The organism is Photorhabdus laumondii subsp. laumondii (genome assembly GCF_003343245.1).
GTDB lineage: Bacteria > Pseudomonadota > Gammaproteobacteria > Enterobacterales > Enterobacteriaceae > Photorhabdus > Photorhabdus laumondii.
Window position 1 is genome coordinate 2771439 of record NZ_CP024901.1, and the last position, 14586, is coordinate 2786024.

The following is a 14586-nucleotide window of genomic DNA, read 5'->3' on the forward strand; positions in this document are numbered from 1 at the left end:
GGCATATTTTAAACAAAATTTCAATAACTTAATATAATTAAATTGTTAATCAATTTATGAAATGGATAATCATATTATATTTATCTAGAATTGATAGTTAAGTCCTGGGGCTTTATTTGTCGTAGATAAATTATCCTGCAAAGTGGAGGACGCTATTATGTATAAACATAAAGTGAAAGTGATGGCTTTAGCCGCTACGATAATTACAGCTTTATCTAATGGTACATGGGCTCATGGTTATATTGATAGCCCAGGAAGTCGTGCATTCCTTTGTTCCGCACAAGGAAATGAACAAAATATGGATTGTGGGTTGGTTAAGTATGAGCCTCAATCTCTTGAAGCTAAGAAAGGCTTTCCACAAGCTGGCCCGGAAGATGGTCATATTGCCAGCGCTGGCATTGGTCATTTTGGCGCATTGGATGCTCAAACCGAAGATCGTTGGAAAAAAATCCCTATTACTGCCGGTGAGATTGAGTTCCAGTGGGAAATTATGATTCAACACAAAACCTCAAGTTGGGAATATTTTATTACCAAACTTGGTTGGGATCCCAATAAACCTTTAACCAGAGAGCAATTTAATAGTACACCTTTCTGCTTTGAGGATTATCAGGAAAAAATGCCGAGCAGCAGAGTTATTAATAAATGTACCTTACCAGAGGGTTATCAAGGCTATCACGTTATACTGGGTGTTTGGACAATCTCAGATACCCTAAATGCATTTTACCAAGTAATTGACACAACAATTAGCCCTGCTTGATATTTGGTACATCTTATATACCCAATGGGACGGGTATAACATAACTATTATCGGGAACAGCCTCATGCTGTTCCTGTTTATCGGACTTTTTTTCCATTTATTGAACTCAGTTATTTTCTATAAATTTTATTGACGTGTCGTTGATATGTTATGAAGGTGAGACTTTAATAGGTTTGCTTCCAAACTATGTGGAGCATGGAGCAAACCTATGCAACAAAGCTTAAAGACCGAATTTTTCTTTAAGTTTATCAAGCTGCTGTTGTTGAAATAGCTCAAACTCAGCTCTTGGCTGCTGCAAGCGTATAGAATCTAACATTGGATCTTTGACTTCTGTACGAATGCCGCTCATCTGTTCAAGTACAGCTAATCCACAGAATGGGACATAAGATTCCGCATACCCGCCTTCATGAACAACGACTAGTTTTCCGTCGCATAAACTATCTGCTGCTTGTTGCACTAGCTGGGTCATCTCCCGAAAACTTTCACTATGGAGCTGCATCCTTGCCAAAGGGTCCATCGCATTCGCATCATAGCCACAGGCGACAATAATCAGTTCTGGTTTAAAGCGTTCAAGCGCAGGAAGTACTATCTGTGTCATTGCATAGATATAGCTATTATGTCCGGCTCCAGCAAGTAATGGGATATTCAGGTTATAACCGGTTCCTTCACCTTCCCCGATATCATCTTCACCGCTGTATCCTGGAGGGAAACAACCATCCTGATGTATCGAGATAGTCAAAACATCAGAACGATCCCAATAAATATGTTGAGTACCATTACCGTGATGAACATCCCAATCAATGACCGCAACTCGTTTTAAATCAAAACGTGCTTTTGCCTGTTCAATTGCCAATGGGATATTTGCTAGAAAACAAAATCCCATAGGTTTATCAGGCAAACAGTGATGACCCGGTGGTCGAGAAAGGCTGTAAGCATTATCAAGCTCACCACTAAGCACTGCTTCCACCGCCGCACAAGCAAGGCTGGCTGAAAGCTTAGCAATTTCATAGCTTCCCGGTCCTAGAGAGGCTTCTATACCAAGCATTCCTCCACCGTTATCACTGACTCGCTTAAACTGCTTCAAGTACTCTTCAGGATGAATTTTACGTAGTGTTTGCTCATCAATAGGCGATGCCGAAGAAAGGTGTAAAGAGTGGCTCAAGCCTGATACATCCATCAAATTTTTTAACCGCCGTTTTGTTTCCGGCGATTCAGCATGTGCAGTTCCAGAAGAAGGCTGAACCCAACCACCGACAGGTAGAGTCATTACATGCATGCCAGTACTATGCCAAAAACAATGTTCATCAAAGAAAAACCCCGTTTTTCGTTTCATCACCCCTTCCTTATATAATATTAAATTTATTTACACATTATTAACATAATCAGAATACCAAAAAACCGGGTAAATACGAGCACGAGCCAGACTGTTTTTAATTACGAACCGTTACAACTAGAAATTTCCGGCTCCTAGATGATCCCTCTCAACTCTAACAATCCGGTGCAATCGTCTTCGGAAAATAACATCACGGATGCCCACAACTTTCATATCTTCTGTTTTGTGACAGTAACGACAAGTTAATCAACTTTAGGCAGTTAACAGAAAATGCGATACGACCGGTTCAGCCATTGGCCCAGAGCAAAATCGGAGTCTGTGAAACTTGGATTGGTGGAAAGAAAACGCAGCCACATTCGTAATTACGTACAAAGAAACAAAAAACTGGTTATTTTCACTAATCCGGATCTTGGTAACCCGGTTCCCCGGGTTGCCACAGTGCCGGAAATAAATATTAAAACAACGCCAGTAGTTAAGTGTTGGATTTAGAGATCAGAACCACTCGGTGAAGCCCCACGTCGTGGTAAAGTCTCTAAATATCTTTAGCTGTATGTGGCCCTGAATTCCAACGAATGCAAGATGGTCATCCTTTCTCATGCACCACTCGAATCCTCCAGCCGGACGCTCAACAACAACCATATCTTCCCATTTTTGTTGGTACTGAGCTTTACAGATAAGTATTTCGTGAGCGTTGTAGCCAAGGTAAGCCCCGCGATCACTTACAGGGGATGCCCGGCAAATAAAGCCAAGGTAGCCTCTCCCCTTTCCATCCCCGACGCACTCAAATTTTTGGTATGGTACAGTGCTTTCCCATATTGCCAATGACACGCTCCCCGGCGCTGCATGAAATATACTAGCTACCGTTACAGCAGTCGCGTAATCACCTGCTGGATACGGATGAATAATATAAGATTTTCCTGGGATCGGAGTATCGCTGCCTGTGAGTATTCCCATAATCATTCTTCGTTAGTTTATGTGGTATTCATTGTATTCACATTCATTTAGGTAGACGTTTTAATTATTGTGCCTTTAATGAAGCACAATAATAAATGACATCTACAATCCAACCATGAATTTCGACTCAAGGATATTATAACTTTTATTGTTTATTTTAATATTCAAGGAGTTTGTGTGGCGTATGGCACAAAGGCGACAGTAAAAATCTGTCTTCATAAAAGGTAATTTCAACGATTTTTCTTTTTGGGTAGGATAAGCATATTTATATAAATAATATTCCCAAATAGCGCTACATCTTATACTACTCATAATTCTATGTATAACAATGGGTTGAAGAAGGTCATGTGTAGCAGAATTATGAAACGTTATTTATTTCTTCATCTTTTTCAATTTGAGAGGTAACCGTCTTCTGGTATTTAATTCACAATAACGGATTTGAGATTATTCAATTCGGTTTAATACAGCAATGAGATTTATCCTTGTTGGTAATACTTCAGCTATTCCCGCTATGGCTAACATTTCTTTTCTTATCAAATTATAGGTGAATCAAAATCTCCCATAGCTTCTGAGCTGTTGCCTTTTTAATTCACTAAAACCTATCTCTATTTCCCGATGTTTCCAGTAAAATTTTAACAGTTTTTCACAAGGATAACGAACGGAGCCTATTAGGGAAGTCAAAAAACCTTTTAATTTTCCCTTTGGCGTGTTCAAGCTTACCATGTGTACCTGTTTTGCTTTTGAATACAACGTTTGAGTTTGATGTTTTCACTTTTTGTTTTATAATAAAAAGTATGTTGTAACTAATTGTGTTATTCAAATGAGTAAATATTTATCAATTGACGATTTGAATAGTTGTTTTCAACAACAAGAGAGTAAGTTGAAGCAACTGTATGAACAATTAAATAGCTATTCTTTGTTGGCCGCTCATGTGTTTATTTTGCCTGATGTAGAAAAAGGCTGTGAACATGAGCCAGTAACAGAAATCATTGTGAATGAAATGACGGGTAATGACGCACGAAATATAGGATTAAGTCATTACCAGAAGCTATTTATATATCACAATAACCAAAATATCAGCAGTAAAGCTGCCGTTCGTCTTCCCGGTGTATTATGTTTTTCTGTGAACCAACAACAATATCGTTCTGCTTTACTTTTGATTGAGGAAATTAATAAGTTGAAAGCAGAGCTTGAACATATCGTAACGGTGCAATCAGGGGTGGATAAAGAGCAGCGGTTTGAGTTTGTTCACAGTCAGTTACATGGTTTGATAACTTTAAACGCTTACAGAACCATCACTCCCCTTCTCAATCCCGATTCAGTTCGTTTTGGTTGGGCAAATAAAAATATCATCAATAAAGTCACAAAAGATCAAATTCTGCAACGTTTGGAGAAAAGCTATAACTCTGGACGTGCAGTTTCCCCCTATTCTCGTGAACAATGGGCAGCATTGGTCGCAAAAGAAATTATCGATATAAAAAAATTACCGGACGATGTGGTGTTAAAAATCAAACGCCCAGTGAAAGTGCAGCCCATTGCACGAGTCTGGTATGCGGAACAACAAAAACAGGTGCAATATGCTTGTCCCCTGCCAATAATTGCATTTTATGTTAACTATGGCGATAACCAACCAAAGATAGGTAGACTTGCTAACTATGATGCCAATGCCATAGTGCATCGCTATAAACCCAAAGCTAAACCACTAGAATTGATTATTCCAAGGCTACATTTATATCGTGAGATTTAGTGCATGTTGCTTATTTGACCAAGTTTGGTCAACTGTCTATTATAATAGTGACAAATGATAAAAGAGGTGCTTATGCGAGTTTTTACACCAAGCCACAAAGTCCAGAGTAACCCACTTTGGCGAACAGTTGGTTTCCCATCAAGCAGTGGGCCACATTTGAATGCAATATTAAATGAAGGGTTACCAGTCACTATAGTTGATAAAATACAAAACTGGTCAACGTTCGGTAAAGGGGATATTTTGCGGATTGCAGGTATCCAAATACGCAGTTATTCAAGACGCTGTTCAGGTAAAGGTAAATTTACTGCTGATGAAAGTCAGCGCATTGCTCGGTTTGTACGTGTCATGGACCATGCTGTAGATTTATTTAATGGTGACAAAGATAAAGCAGCTCAATGGATGAAGCGACCTATCCGGGGTTTAGGATACGTAACGCCTGAATCAATGCTCGATACAGAAAGTGGAGCGCTAGATGTCATGAATCTCATCGGCAGGATTGAACACGGAATTGTATCGTGATCTTATACCGACTTACCCGTTCAAAATATGTCGAATCAGCATGGAGTGGTACAGGAGCAAAGTTATATGGTGGCCGTTGGCACAATATAGGAAGACCCGCAGTTTATGTAGCCACTTCAGTTTCTCTTGCTGTGCTAGAAGTACTTGTTCATGTCGGAGATGATGAACTTCTCACTGATTTTGCTTTGTTAAGTATCGACATCCCTGAAAACCAAATTGATATTTTAGACATTGATACATTACCTTCTGATTGGAATGCTCCCGTACCTTCTACTTGCACAATGGAAATAGGCAGTGAATGGTTCGAGGTTAGTCATTCTATTGGCCTGGTAGTTCCCTCTGCCATTGTCCCCTACGAAAATAACGTCATTTTGAATCCTATGGCGAAAGATTTTCATAAATATATAAACACGGTTAAACGCTTGGATTTTGGCATTGATTCCCGTTTAGTAAAGGCAAAAAAATAATTTAAAGATCGTGAAACAAAAAACCGGAGCACTCGTCTCCGGTCAATTTTTCATGGCTAAGCAACAACTACTTCAAGCTGCCAACCATATCTTCTGGACGAACCCACTCATCAAACTCAGCTTCTGTCAGATAACCCAGTTTCATCGCCGATTGTTTTAATGTCAGCCCTTCTTTATGGGCTTTCTTAGCAATTTCTGCAGCTTTGTCATAACCAATATGTGTATTCAGCGCCGTTACTAACATCAGAGATTCATTCAGCAACTGAGTAATGCGATCACGGTTGGGTTCGATACCGACTGCACAATGTTCATTGAAGCTACGCATACCATCAGCCAACAAGCGAACAGATTGCAGGAAGTTATTAATCACCATTGGGCGAAACACATTTAGCTCAAAGTTGCCTGATGCCCCACCAATATTAATAGCAACATCATTGCCCATCACCTGTGCACAAAGCATCGTCACTGCTTCACACTGAGTTGGGTTAACTTTACCTGGCATGATTGAGCTACCCGGTTCATTTTCAGGAATTGAAATTTCACCGATACCACAGCGAGGGCCGGAAGCCAACCAACGAACATCGTTTGCAATTTTCATTATGGATGCAGCCAGACCTTTTAATGCCCCATGAGAATGAACCAGAGCATCACAAGTCGCCAGGGCTTCAAATTTATTTGGGGCAGTAACAAACGAATGGTTGGTCAGTTCAGCCAATTTCTTAGCAACACGAACAGCATATTCAGGATGAGTATTTAAACCGGTGCCAACCGCAGTTCCCCCTAGTGCCAATTCACAAACATGGGGAATACTGTCTTCAATGTGTTTCAGGTTATGCGTTAACATTGCCGCCCAGCCAGAAATTTCCTGACCAAGGGTCAATGGCGTCGCATCTTGCAAGTGTGTACGGCCAATTTTAACGATATCCTTATAAGCTTCAGCTTTATCAGCCAATGTTTTTTGTAATATTTTCAGCTCAGGAATAAGATGCTCACTCAGCGCAATAACCGCAGCAACATGCATTGCTGTTGGGAAAACATCGTTAGAACTCTGACTTTTATTGACATCATCGTTAGGATGGATAAGGCGTTCACTCCCCCTCACCCCGCCAAGGATCTCGCTACCACGGTTCGCCAACACTTCGTTCATGTTCATGTTACTTTGTGTTCCTGAACCGGTCTGCCAGATAGCAAGAGGAAATTCTGTCGGATGTTTACCTTCCAGCACCTCTTTCGCAGCAGCAATAATTGCTTCACCACGTTCTTGCGGCAGAAGACCCAAATCCATATTGACACTGGCCGCAGCCTGTTTAGTCAATGCCAGAGCATGAATTAATGCAACCGGCATTTTCTCCTGCGAAATGCGAAAATGCTCAAGTGAACGTTGAGTTTGCGCTCCCCACAATTGGTCAGCAGGTACTTCGATGGGCCCCATTGAGTCTTTTTCAATGCGAGTGGCTGCCATTACTATCTCTCCTTAACACACAGAATAATCGAATATGCATATACCCGTCATCTTTCAAGTTGCCTCTTTGTTGGCTGCACTCGCTCACCCCCGTCACATAGTTACCTATGCTCCCGGGGATTCGCTCCCTTGCCGTCGCGAAGCATCTTAAAATCCATAGGGTATAATCAGTCTTTGCAGATAAACTGATTAGCATTCTGTTATCATGCCACATATTAGTTCCTGATTATGCCAACCAAGTCGTATTTATCGTATTGTGGTAGAAAGGAAATAGATTGATTTTTTTAAAAAGAGAGTAACGGCCATGTTGAAGATGATAAATCAGATCCAGCACTATTCATGGGGAAGCAAAACCGCCCTGATGGATATTTATGGTGTTGAAAATCCAGATAATCTGCCAATGGCTGAATTATGGATGGGCACCCATCCTAAAAGCAGTTCACTTGTAGCCAACCCAGAAACGGGAAAACCCATTGCCTTAAATGAATTAATAGCCAGTGATCCGGAAAAATATCTGGGGAAAAAAGTTTCAGATAGCTTTCACCGTTTGCCTTTCCTATTTAAGGTATTGTGTGCGGCTCAACCTCTCTCAATTCAGGTTCATCCTGATAAAAAATCCGCAGAAGAGGGGTTTGCCAAAGAGAATATCGCCGGTATTCCGTTGGATTCCCCGGAAAGAAATTACAAAGATGATAACCATAAGCCCGAATTGGTTTATGCCCTTACCCCTTTCCGGGCAATGAATGGGTTCCGTCCATTAAACGAAATCGCACAATTACTGAAATTTATTACTGCGGCCCATCCCAAAATTCCGTTCTTTATTCAGACACCAAATGAACAGAATCTTGCCTGCTTATTTTCCCAATTACTGAATATGAGTGGTAAACAAAAGCAGCTAGCTCTTGGCGTATTGAAATCAGCATTGAATAGTCGGCTCGGAGAACCTTGGGATTCCATCAAAAAAATGACGGCATTTTACCCTGACGACAATGGTCTATTTATTCCACTTTTACTTAATGTCATCGAACTTGAACCCGGTCAAGCCATGTTTCTATGCGCCCGTACGCCTCATGCTTATCTGGAAGGCGTTGCTCTTGAAGTGATGGCAAATTCAGATAATGTCCTACGAGCGGGCTTAACCAACAAATATATTGATATTCCTGAGCTAATGGCAAACCTTGACTTTGTTTCAAAACCAACAAACACCTTATTTATGCTACCAAGGCAGGAAAAAATCGCTAAAAATTTCCCTATTCCAGTGGATGATTTTGCATTTTCTATTTATTCTCTATCGGAACAGTCAATTACGCTTGATAACAATTCAGCATCGATTGTTTTTTGTGTTGAAGGTCAAACAGTTATACAATCTGGCGAACACCAATTGAGAATTTTCCCAGGTGAGTCAGTATTCATATCTGCTGCCGAAAAGGCTGTGATAATTCACGGTGATGGTTTTACCGCCCGGGTTTTTAATTAATAATACCAACCTGGGCCTAAAACTTATTCACAGGCGCTGTTAAGCACTACTTACACTCCAAGCTGTGTTAACGGCCATTTTTATATCGAGAGAATGCATATTACCTGCAAAATATGCATTAAAAGGACGGATTTGCATTATGAAAAAATCGTTAGTGGCAGTAGGCATTATTGTTGCCTTGGGAGCAGCCTGGACTGGAGCTTCATGGTATACAGGTAAACAGATTGAACAACGTATAGATCAATCTATTTCCCACGCCAATGCTGAGATGAAAAAAGCCTTCCCTGAAACAGGTCTGATGCTACAGAGTAAAGATTTCCGCCGTGGCGTGTTCAGTTCTGATGTCCGTCTTGTTCTGACAGTTAAAGACGGCGTTAAAAACGCAGAAATCAAACCCGGTGAAGAAATTTCAATTAAATCTGTGATTGATCACGGCCCTTTCCCACTTGCACAAGTGAAAAAATTAACCTTAATTCCGAGTATGGCTTCCGTTCATTCCGAACTGGAAAATAATGAATCTTTAAAACCCCTGTTTGAAATCACTAAAGGAAAATCGCTGTTCACTTCTGATTCCCGTGTCAGTTATAGTGGTTCTGTTATTTCTGATGTTGATATCATTCCTGTCGATTTTGAAAAAAATGGTGCTAAATTCAATTTTTCCGGTGCCAAACTGACTTCCGATCTCAGCCGTGATCTGAAAAAGATATCACTGGCAATCAAGAGCGACCAGTTAACCATCAATAAAAATGACGAAAATTTCCTTGTCAAAGGTATTGATTTAAACCTAGACAATAAAAAAGGCAAATTTGATATCTATATTGGCGATCAAAGCATCAAAATTCAGCAAATCAGCCTAAAAGGCATCGGCAATGAAGATATGATGCTTTCCGGCGTTAAAATAGATTCAAATATCGGTGAAGATGAAACTAATCTGAAAGGAAAAATCACTTATAGTTTGGATGGCCTTAAACTGAAAAATATTGATTTTGGTTCTGGTCAGTTTGCAATTACTGCCGATCGTCTGGATGGTGAAGCCATGCGTAAGTTTACTCAAGCTTACAATGATGCCACAGCCAAATCACTCTCTTCTGATGATATCTCTTCCGATGCAGCAGATACAGCTATTATTGATGCGGTATTGTCTAACCTGCCTATTTTGCTGAAAAACAATCCACAATTTGGTATTGATCCATTGACCTGGAAGAATACCAAAGGTGAAAGTACCATTAATTACCAAGTGAGTTTGAAGGACTTACCAAAAGATAAAAGTAGCTTGTCTTCAATGAAAACAGAGGAAGCTATTCGCACCTTAATTCAGAACATGTCTCTGAATGTCACATTACCAAGACCTATGATGATTGAGTTTTCCACTCAGTCAATGATAATGAATGGCATGGATAAAGCAAAGGCTGAACATAATGCTGAGCAACAGATAAAACAGTTTGAACAACTAGGACAACTGTTTAAAATTGCCACGGTTGATAAAGATGCTATCAGCATTAAGTTTAACTATGCAGACGGTAATGTAGAAATGAATGGTAAGAAAATGCCCTTACATCAATTCATGTCTGAATACAATTTATCCGACCCTTCTGATGATGAAGCACCAGAACAAATAGTGCCAGAAGGCGACACCCACGACAGTGGAAAAGTGAAAGCAGAAGGTACTGTGCAACCTGCGCAATAAAACGCGCCGATAAACGTTTTGTTAAATTGCCAGTCAACGCATGTGACTGGCATTTTTATATAAAAAAGGACCTGAACGTGATTGACATAAAACTCCCACTGACAGATTTACACCGCCATCTCGATGGAAATATCCGGCCGGAGACTATCTTAGATCTTGCCAACCAGCATAATATTCAGCTTCCAGCAAATGATCTGGAATCACTACTCCCCCACGTACAAATTATTGAAAATGAACCGAGCTTAGTCAGTTTTTTACAAAAACTTGATTGGGGAGTGGCAGTACTAGCTGATTTGGACGCTTGTCGTCGTATTGCTATTGAAAATGTTGAAGATGCCATCAATACTGGGCTCGACTATGCTGAATTACGTTTTTCCCCTTATTACATGGCGATGAACCACAAATTGCCGGTTGAAGGGGTCGTTGAGGCAATTATTGATGGTATCCGTTCTGCCCGTCAAAATAACGATATCGACATCCGTCTTATTGGAATTTTAAGCAGAACTTTTGGTGAACAAGCCTGTACTCAGGAATTAACTAGCCTGCTAGCTCACCAGCAACATATTACTGCATTGGATCTCGCGGGTGACGAGTTAGGTTTTCCCGGCCATCTTTTCCAATCTCATTTTACCAAAGCCCGTGATGCTGGATGGCATATAACTATCCATGCCGGCGAAGCCGCTGGCGCTGAAAGTATTTGGCAAGCCATTAGGGAATTAGGAGCCACGCGTATTGGTCATGGGGTAAAAGCCATTACTGATCCCGTATTGATGGATTATTTGGTTGAAAACCGTATTGGTATTGAAACCTGTTTAACCTCAAACCTTCAAACCAGCACCGTCAATTCTTTATTGGACCATCCACTCAAACAATTCCTGGAAAAAGATATTCTTGCTTCCATTAATACCGATGATCCAGCCGTTGAAGGCATCGACATCCGCCATGAATATGAAATTGCCGCCCCTGCCGCGGGTTTATCTATTGCTCAAATTCGTCAGGCTCAGATAAATGGGCTGGAAACTGCTTTTATCAGTGATACAGAAAAACAGGCATTACGCATGAAAGCAGCAAATCGTTAAACATAAATAGCTCAGGAATGGAATCTCCCATTCCTGATTATCGAGACCATAAAAATCTGTGGTGCACGGTGTTAAATCAACGATAGAATGAGCAAAGGAACATCATTCTATCAGACACCTCCCCATGAAATCTTATATTGTGAAAGTAGCCCTCCGAGGTATCAGCCCAATGGTCTGGTACCGATTCAGATTGTCAGGCGAGACTTCTTTAGCGGCTTTGCACTATATCATTCAGATCGTGCAGGGATGGCAGGATGATCATCTGCATCAATTCCGTATTTAGGGCAAAAATTACGGCATTTCCTACTCCGGCGGGATCGGATTTCCTGATAACCCCTACAAAATTACGCTGGGTGACTTTGAATTTGATGCCGGTGACCGTTTTACCTACGAGTACAACTTTTTCGAGCACTGGCTTCACGATATCCGTATTGAAACGATTCTCGAAAATTCTCACCTGAAGTCTCCTTTTTGTCTGGCCGGAAACAGAATGCCCGGCGCGACGTTAGCCGATGAAACTGATAAGACACTGGCATTGCTTGACGCGATTATTCATGCTGATGATACGACCACGGTCGGAGAGATCCGTCCATTGGTTGAGGCGCTTGATGCCGTCAGATTCAACCGGCCCAAGGTTAATAGCCAATTAAGTCGGCTCAACCTTGATTCACCGGAACTGGAACCTATTGTGATCGGGCTGTGGCCGATAGGATGATCGGTATCCATAAAGGTATACCTTTTGCTCTTAACGCGTCTATTTGAGGCAATTTACTGATTTCCGCAGGCTGGTTGAGTTCATTAGCTTCATAGCCGGCTGCCGGGCTTGGGAAACCGGCCGCAACGGACTCGGCAAAGAAAGGTAATGAGTCGCCTTCATCAGAAGGCAGGGGATAAACTAACGCCAGCGCCATAAAATTAGCCTCCTAACATTGTTTATACATACAGTATATTGCAGCTATTCAGGAACAGGCAATGCCGGCAACATATTCACGTTATTGATTCAACTAAGAATTACGGTCAGTCGGGCCAGAACGTCATCCATGATTTTTGCAGGCACACGCTCAAGCCGCTTTCCGCCCCGTGCGCCCATGTCAATTGTGCGCGGCTGATCGCAGCGCACAACGCCGGTTGTACGTGTACCGGCACCGTCCAGCGATACTGCAAAACCAGCGGTACGGACAAAATTACCACCGCTGGTAACGGGTACCACTACAGGCAGGCGGGTCACGCGGTTAAAGGCCGCTGGCGTGACAATCAGCACCGGCAGCGTTCCCTGCTGCTCATGGCCTGCGGTAGGGTCGAGTGAGACAAGCCAGATTTCCCCTCTCTCCATATCAGATTGCCTCCCGGCCTGCAGCTGGCGCGTCCAGCCATTCACGATCTTCTGCACTGATTTCGGCATCCGGATCGCACTGTGCCAGCAGTTCAGCAAGCGAATATTGTGGGCGCTTGTGCGGCTCCACTATCAGCCGACCATTATCAATGACCATGCCGACTTCATTATCTGATCCCAGAGACAGTGCGTTCAGCAGCGCCGGCGGAACGGTCAGCATAACGGAACCGCCGACTCTCTTCAGACGAGTGGTATGCATATTTCACCTCCATAAAAGTTATATATAAATATAACATCCAACAGGGAAATAAACCAGGCGGCAACACTAAAAAGTTAAATAAATATATAACTTTTTATCCCAGAAGCGTAGCAGGCCCACTGCTGGCAGCAGTGCTACCCCGCGCCAGTAGACTAGGAAAATACACAGCAGGAACACCAGAACAGCGCCATGACTGACGAACATAGCTGTGTGATTTCATCATTTCCCATCATTTGAAGCATAATCAGATGGTCTAAGCCTTTGAAGAAATCTTATCAGCGATTTCCTTTGTAGAGCATAAAAATCTATGGTCTCAAAGGCCGAGCCTTTGCACGGCACACAAAATATCCCACGAAGACTATTTTTTGTACAAACTGACATCTACAGTGCGCAATGCGCGGTATTTCCCAGCTCCTAGCTGTAGTGACGCGCAATGATGATTGCCCCGATGCGCAATAAATGCCCTTTTCTGAACCACATTGCGTGAGAATGAAAAGCCGTTCCAAATCACTTTATCTGAGAATCAAACCACATTACTGATTTGCCCGCCCACCCTTCCTGAGAATGAGAAAACCACCAGAAAACCGGCCGGTTTTCTGGTGGTTTCCAGAGCGGTTTAAATTCTGTCAATGAATCGGCTGATAACTCGCATTAAGACGTTTAGCCAACTTCTCAAGTCGTTTATCCAGCGTCCAAAGCCTTGCCCCTGGTGTTATCAAGGTTGATGCCAGCAATGTAATATCAACCAGACCACATCCGAGGCCGTACAACTTTTCGTTTTCAATGAATGCCATTACCTCGATGATAGTGGCCTGATGACTCTGTGGTAACAGCCCCAGATCTCCAAGCGTTCGCAGTCTTGGTGCCAGAGGAGTACCACAGGCTATTTCAGCCAGTATCATCGGATGAATCAGAACCAGATCCCGGCTTAACAACTGGATCAATCCGTCATTCCTGTTTTTGAAATGGTCAATCCAGACGGACGTATCTACTAAAATAGTCATTATGCGGATGGCTCCTCCCGGCGACGGGGAACTATCTGCATATCAGGTGATGTGCTGCCGAGCGAAGCCAGTCTTTTTGCTGCCTGCACCCGAACAAACGTTTTCACCGCTTCACGGAAAATATCAGCCTTATCCATGCCAGGATCGGCCATTTCTAGTGCCTGTGCATACAACGCATCATCAATCGTGACAGTAGTTCGCATAATATAACCTCCTTGATTCACATATTGATGATAATATACATCAAAAATAGAATCAAAACAGTTTGTAAGAAAAGAATAATGGCATGGGACAACCTTGCAATCCGCACAAATCAAAGAGTGAACAACGTGCTGTGCCCCCCGGCACCTATTTTGACGCACTGCATAAAGCCGTCAATGAAGACCGGGCAGCAGTCGGAAAAAAAGCCTGAAGCCAGCTCTTAAAGAACGGCCGAGAAAGACGAAGGTCAGTACCACCGATTTGTCTAGGTGCTTGCGCGTTTCCTAGAAAATATGCACAATCAACC

Annotated in this window: 17 protein-coding genes and 2 pseudogenes; 10 read left to right on the plus strand and 9 right to left on the minus strand. The window is 42.2% G+C overall.

All coding sequences use genetic code 11. From position 1 onward, the window contains the following. Positions 1–157: 157 nt before the first annotated feature. The gene (locus PluTT01m_RS12155) at positions 158–757 is read left to right on the plus strand and encodes a lytic polysaccharide monooxygenase (RefSeq protein WP_011146588.1); all 600 of its coding nucleotides are present in this window, start codon (positions 158–160) and stop codon (positions 755–757) included. Positions 758–977: 220 nt separating this feature from the next. Here PluTT01m_RS12155 and PluTT01m_RS12160 read toward each other — a convergent pair whose 3' ends face one another. Beyond that, positions 978–2090 (minus strand): class II histone deacetylase, encoded by a 1113-nt coding sequence (locus PluTT01m_RS12160; protein WP_011146589.1) that lies wholly within the window; start codon positions 2088–2090, stop codon positions 978–980. Positions 2091–2582: 492 nt separating this feature from the next. Continuing rightward, on the minus strand, positions 2583–3044 hold the full coding sequence (locus PluTT01m_RS12165; RefSeq protein ID WP_228956975.1) for a hypothetical protein: 462 nt from the start codon (positions 3042–3044) through the stop codon (positions 2583–2585). Positions 3045–3864: 820 nt separating this feature from the next. Here PluTT01m_RS12165 and tus point away from each other — a divergent pair. From tus to res, 3 genes are all read left to right on the plus strand, one after another. Beyond that, on the plus strand, positions 3865–4791 hold the full coding sequence (tus, locus tag PluTT01m_RS12170; protein ID WP_011146592.1) for a DNA replication terminus site-binding protein: 927 nt from the start codon (positions 3865–3867) through the stop codon (positions 4789–4791). A 72-nt stretch (positions 4792–4863) separates the two neighbouring features. Next, the gene (gene xre / locus PluTT01m_RS12175; RefSeq protein ID WP_011146593.1) at positions 4864–5310 is read left to right on the plus strand and encodes a type II toxin-antitoxin system antitoxin Xre; all 447 of its coding nucleotides are present in this window, start codon (positions 4864–4866) and stop codon (positions 5308–5310) included. Beyond that, a complete protein-coding gene (res, locus tag PluTT01m_RS12180) occupies positions 5307–5777 on the plus strand; it encodes a type II toxin-antitoxin system NAD+ phosphorylase toxin Res (protein WP_011146594.1) in 471 nt (156 codons plus the stop codon). The genes xre and res overlap by 4 nt, the downstream gene beginning before the upstream one ends. Before the next feature lie 67 nt (positions 5778–5844). Here the strand turns inward: res and fumC are convergent, their stop codons facing one another. After that, positions 5845–7239 (minus strand): class II fumarate hydratase, encoded by a 1395-nt coding sequence (fumC, locus tag PluTT01m_RS12185; RefSeq protein ID WP_011146595.1) that lies wholly within the window; start codon positions 7237–7239, stop codon positions 5845–5847. 304 nt (positions 7240–7543) lie between these two features. Between fumC and manA the strand changes: the two genes are divergently transcribed. From manA to PluTT01m_RS27540, 5 genes and pseudogenes are all read left to right on the plus strand, one after another. After that, positions 7544–8716, plus strand: a complete 1173-nt coding sequence (gene manA, locus PluTT01m_RS12190; protein ID WP_011146596.1) for a mannose-6-phosphate isomerase — start codon at positions 7544–7546, stop codon at positions 8714–8716. Between the two features lie 139 nt (positions 8717–8855). Next, positions 8856–10403: a YdgA family protein gene (locus tag PluTT01m_RS12195; RefSeq protein WP_011146597.1), complete on the plus strand. Its 1548-nt coding sequence runs from the start codon at positions 8856–8858 to the stop codon at positions 10401–10403. A gap of 77 nt (positions 10404–10480) precedes the next feature. Continuing rightward, entirely contained in the window at positions 10481–11482 is a 1002-nt protein-coding gene (add, locus tag PluTT01m_RS12200; protein WP_011146598.1) for an adenosine deaminase, read from the plus strand. Between the two features lie 169 nt (positions 11483–11651). Continuing rightward, positions 11652–11918: pseudogene (locus tag PluTT01m_RS27535) on the plus strand (plasmid pRiA4b ORF-3 family protein); the annotation flags it as partial. Positions 11919–11972: 54 nt separating this feature from the next. Further along, positions 11973–12197 carry a hypothetical protein gene (locus tag PluTT01m_RS27540; protein ID WP_041380083.1) on the plus strand — a complete coding sequence of 75 codons (225 nt, stop codon included), beginning with the start codon at positions 11973–11975 and terminating at the stop codon, positions 12195–12197. Here the strand turns inward: PluTT01m_RS27540 and PluTT01m_RS27545 are convergent. From PluTT01m_RS27545 to PluTT01m_RS12225, 6 genes are all read right to left on the minus strand, one after another. Then, the gene (locus PluTT01m_RS27545; RefSeq protein WP_011146600.1) at positions 12166–12393 is read right to left on the minus strand and encodes a S24/S26 family peptidase; all 228 of its coding nucleotides are present in this window, start codon (positions 12391–12393) and stop codon (positions 12166–12168) included. The two genes, PluTT01m_RS27540 and PluTT01m_RS27545, sit on opposite strands and share 32 nt — an antisense overlap. 89 nt (positions 12394–12482) lie before the next feature. After that, entirely contained in the window at positions 12483–12815 is a 333-nt protein-coding gene (gene pemK-mt, locus PluTT01m_RS12215; protein ID WP_041380084.1) for a type II toxin-antitoxin system toxin endoribonuclease PemK-mt, read from the minus strand. Between the two features lies 1 nt (position 12816). Beyond that, positions 12817–13074, minus strand: coding sequence for a type II toxin-antitoxin system antitoxin PemI (gene pemI / locus PluTT01m_RS25935; RefSeq protein WP_011146602.1), 258 nt, complete (start codon positions 13072–13074; stop codon positions 12817–12819). A 94-nt stretch (positions 13075–13168) separates the two neighbouring features. Continuing rightward, positions 13169–13297: a hypothetical protein gene (locus PluTT01m_RS27905; protein WP_255562329.1), complete on the minus strand. Its 129-nt coding sequence runs from the start codon at positions 13295–13297 to the stop codon at positions 13169–13171. A gap of 403 nt (positions 13298–13700) precedes the next feature. Then, a complete protein-coding gene (locus tag PluTT01m_RS12220; RefSeq protein ID WP_011146604.1) occupies positions 13701–14078 on the minus strand; it encodes a type II toxin-antitoxin system VapC family toxin in 378 nt (125 codons plus the stop codon). Further along, positions 14078–14281, minus strand: a complete 204-nt coding sequence (locus PluTT01m_RS12225; protein WP_011146605.1) for a type II toxin-antitoxin system VapB family antitoxin — start codon at positions 14279–14281, stop codon at positions 14078–14080. The genes PluTT01m_RS12220 and PluTT01m_RS12225 overlap by 1 nt, the downstream gene beginning before the upstream one ends. 98 nt (positions 14282–14379) lie before the next feature. Here PluTT01m_RS12225 and PluTT01m_RS12230 point away from each other — a divergent pair. After that, positions 14380–14540: pseudogene (locus tag PluTT01m_RS12230) on the plus strand (IS5/IS1182 family transposase); the annotation flags it as partial. Positions 14541–14586 lie beyond the last annotated feature (46 nt).

Coding starts and splice junctions, on each gene's coding strand:
- pemI (WP_011146602.1), bottom strand. CDS start 13,074: ATGCATACCACTCGTCTGAAGAGAGTCGGCGGTTCCGTTATGCTGACC.
- manA (WP_011146596.1), top strand. CDS start 7,544: ATGTTGAAGATGATAAATCAGATCCAGCACTATTCATGGGGAAGCAAA.
- PluTT01m_RS27540 (WP_041380083.1), top strand. CDS start 11,973: ATGCCCGGCGCGACGTTAGCCGATGAAACTGATAAGACACTGGCATTG.
- fumC (WP_011146595.1), bottom strand. CDS start 7,239: ATGGCAGCCACTCGCATTGAAAAAGACTCAATGGGGCCCATCGAAGTA.
- xre (WP_011146593.1), top strand. CDS start 4,864: ATGCGAGTTTTTACACCAAGCCACAAAGTCCAGAGTAACCCACTTTGG.
- PluTT01m_RS12165 (WP_228956975.1), bottom strand. CDS start 3,044: ATGGGAATACTCACAGGCAGCGATACTCCGATCCCAGGAAAATCTTAT.
- PluTT01m_RS12155 (WP_011146588.1), top strand. CDS start 158: ATGTATAAACATAAAGTGAAAGTGATGGCTTTAGCCGCTACGATAATT.
- tus (WP_011146592.1), top strand. CDS start 3,865: ATGAGTAAATATTTATCAATTGACGATTTGAATAGTTGTTTTCAACAA.
- PluTT01m_RS12220 (WP_011146604.1), bottom strand. CDS start 14,078: ATGACTATTTTAGTAGATACGTCCGTCTGGATTGACCATTTCAAAAAC.
- PluTT01m_RS27905 (WP_255562329.1), bottom strand. CDS start 13,297: ATGATGAAATCACACAGCTATGTTCGTCAGTCATGGCGCTGTTCTGGT.
- pemK-mt (WP_041380084.1), bottom strand. CDS start 12,815: ATGGAGAGAGGGGAAATCTGGCTTGTCTCACTCGACCCTACCGCAGGC.
- PluTT01m_RS27545 (WP_011146600.1), bottom strand. CDS start 12,393: ATGGCGCTGGCGTTAGTTTATCCCCTGCCTTCTGATGAAGGCGACTCA.
- PluTT01m_RS12160 (WP_011146589.1), bottom strand. CDS start 2,090: ATGAAACGAAAAACGGGGTTTTTCTTTGATGAACATTGTTTTTGGCAT.
- PluTT01m_RS12195 (WP_011146597.1), top strand. CDS start 8,856: ATGAAAAAATCGTTAGTGGCAGTAGGCATTATTGTTGCCTTGGGAGCA.
- PluTT01m_RS12225 (WP_011146605.1), bottom strand. CDS start 14,281: ATGCGAACTACTGTCACGATTGATGATGCGTTGTATGCACAGGCACTA.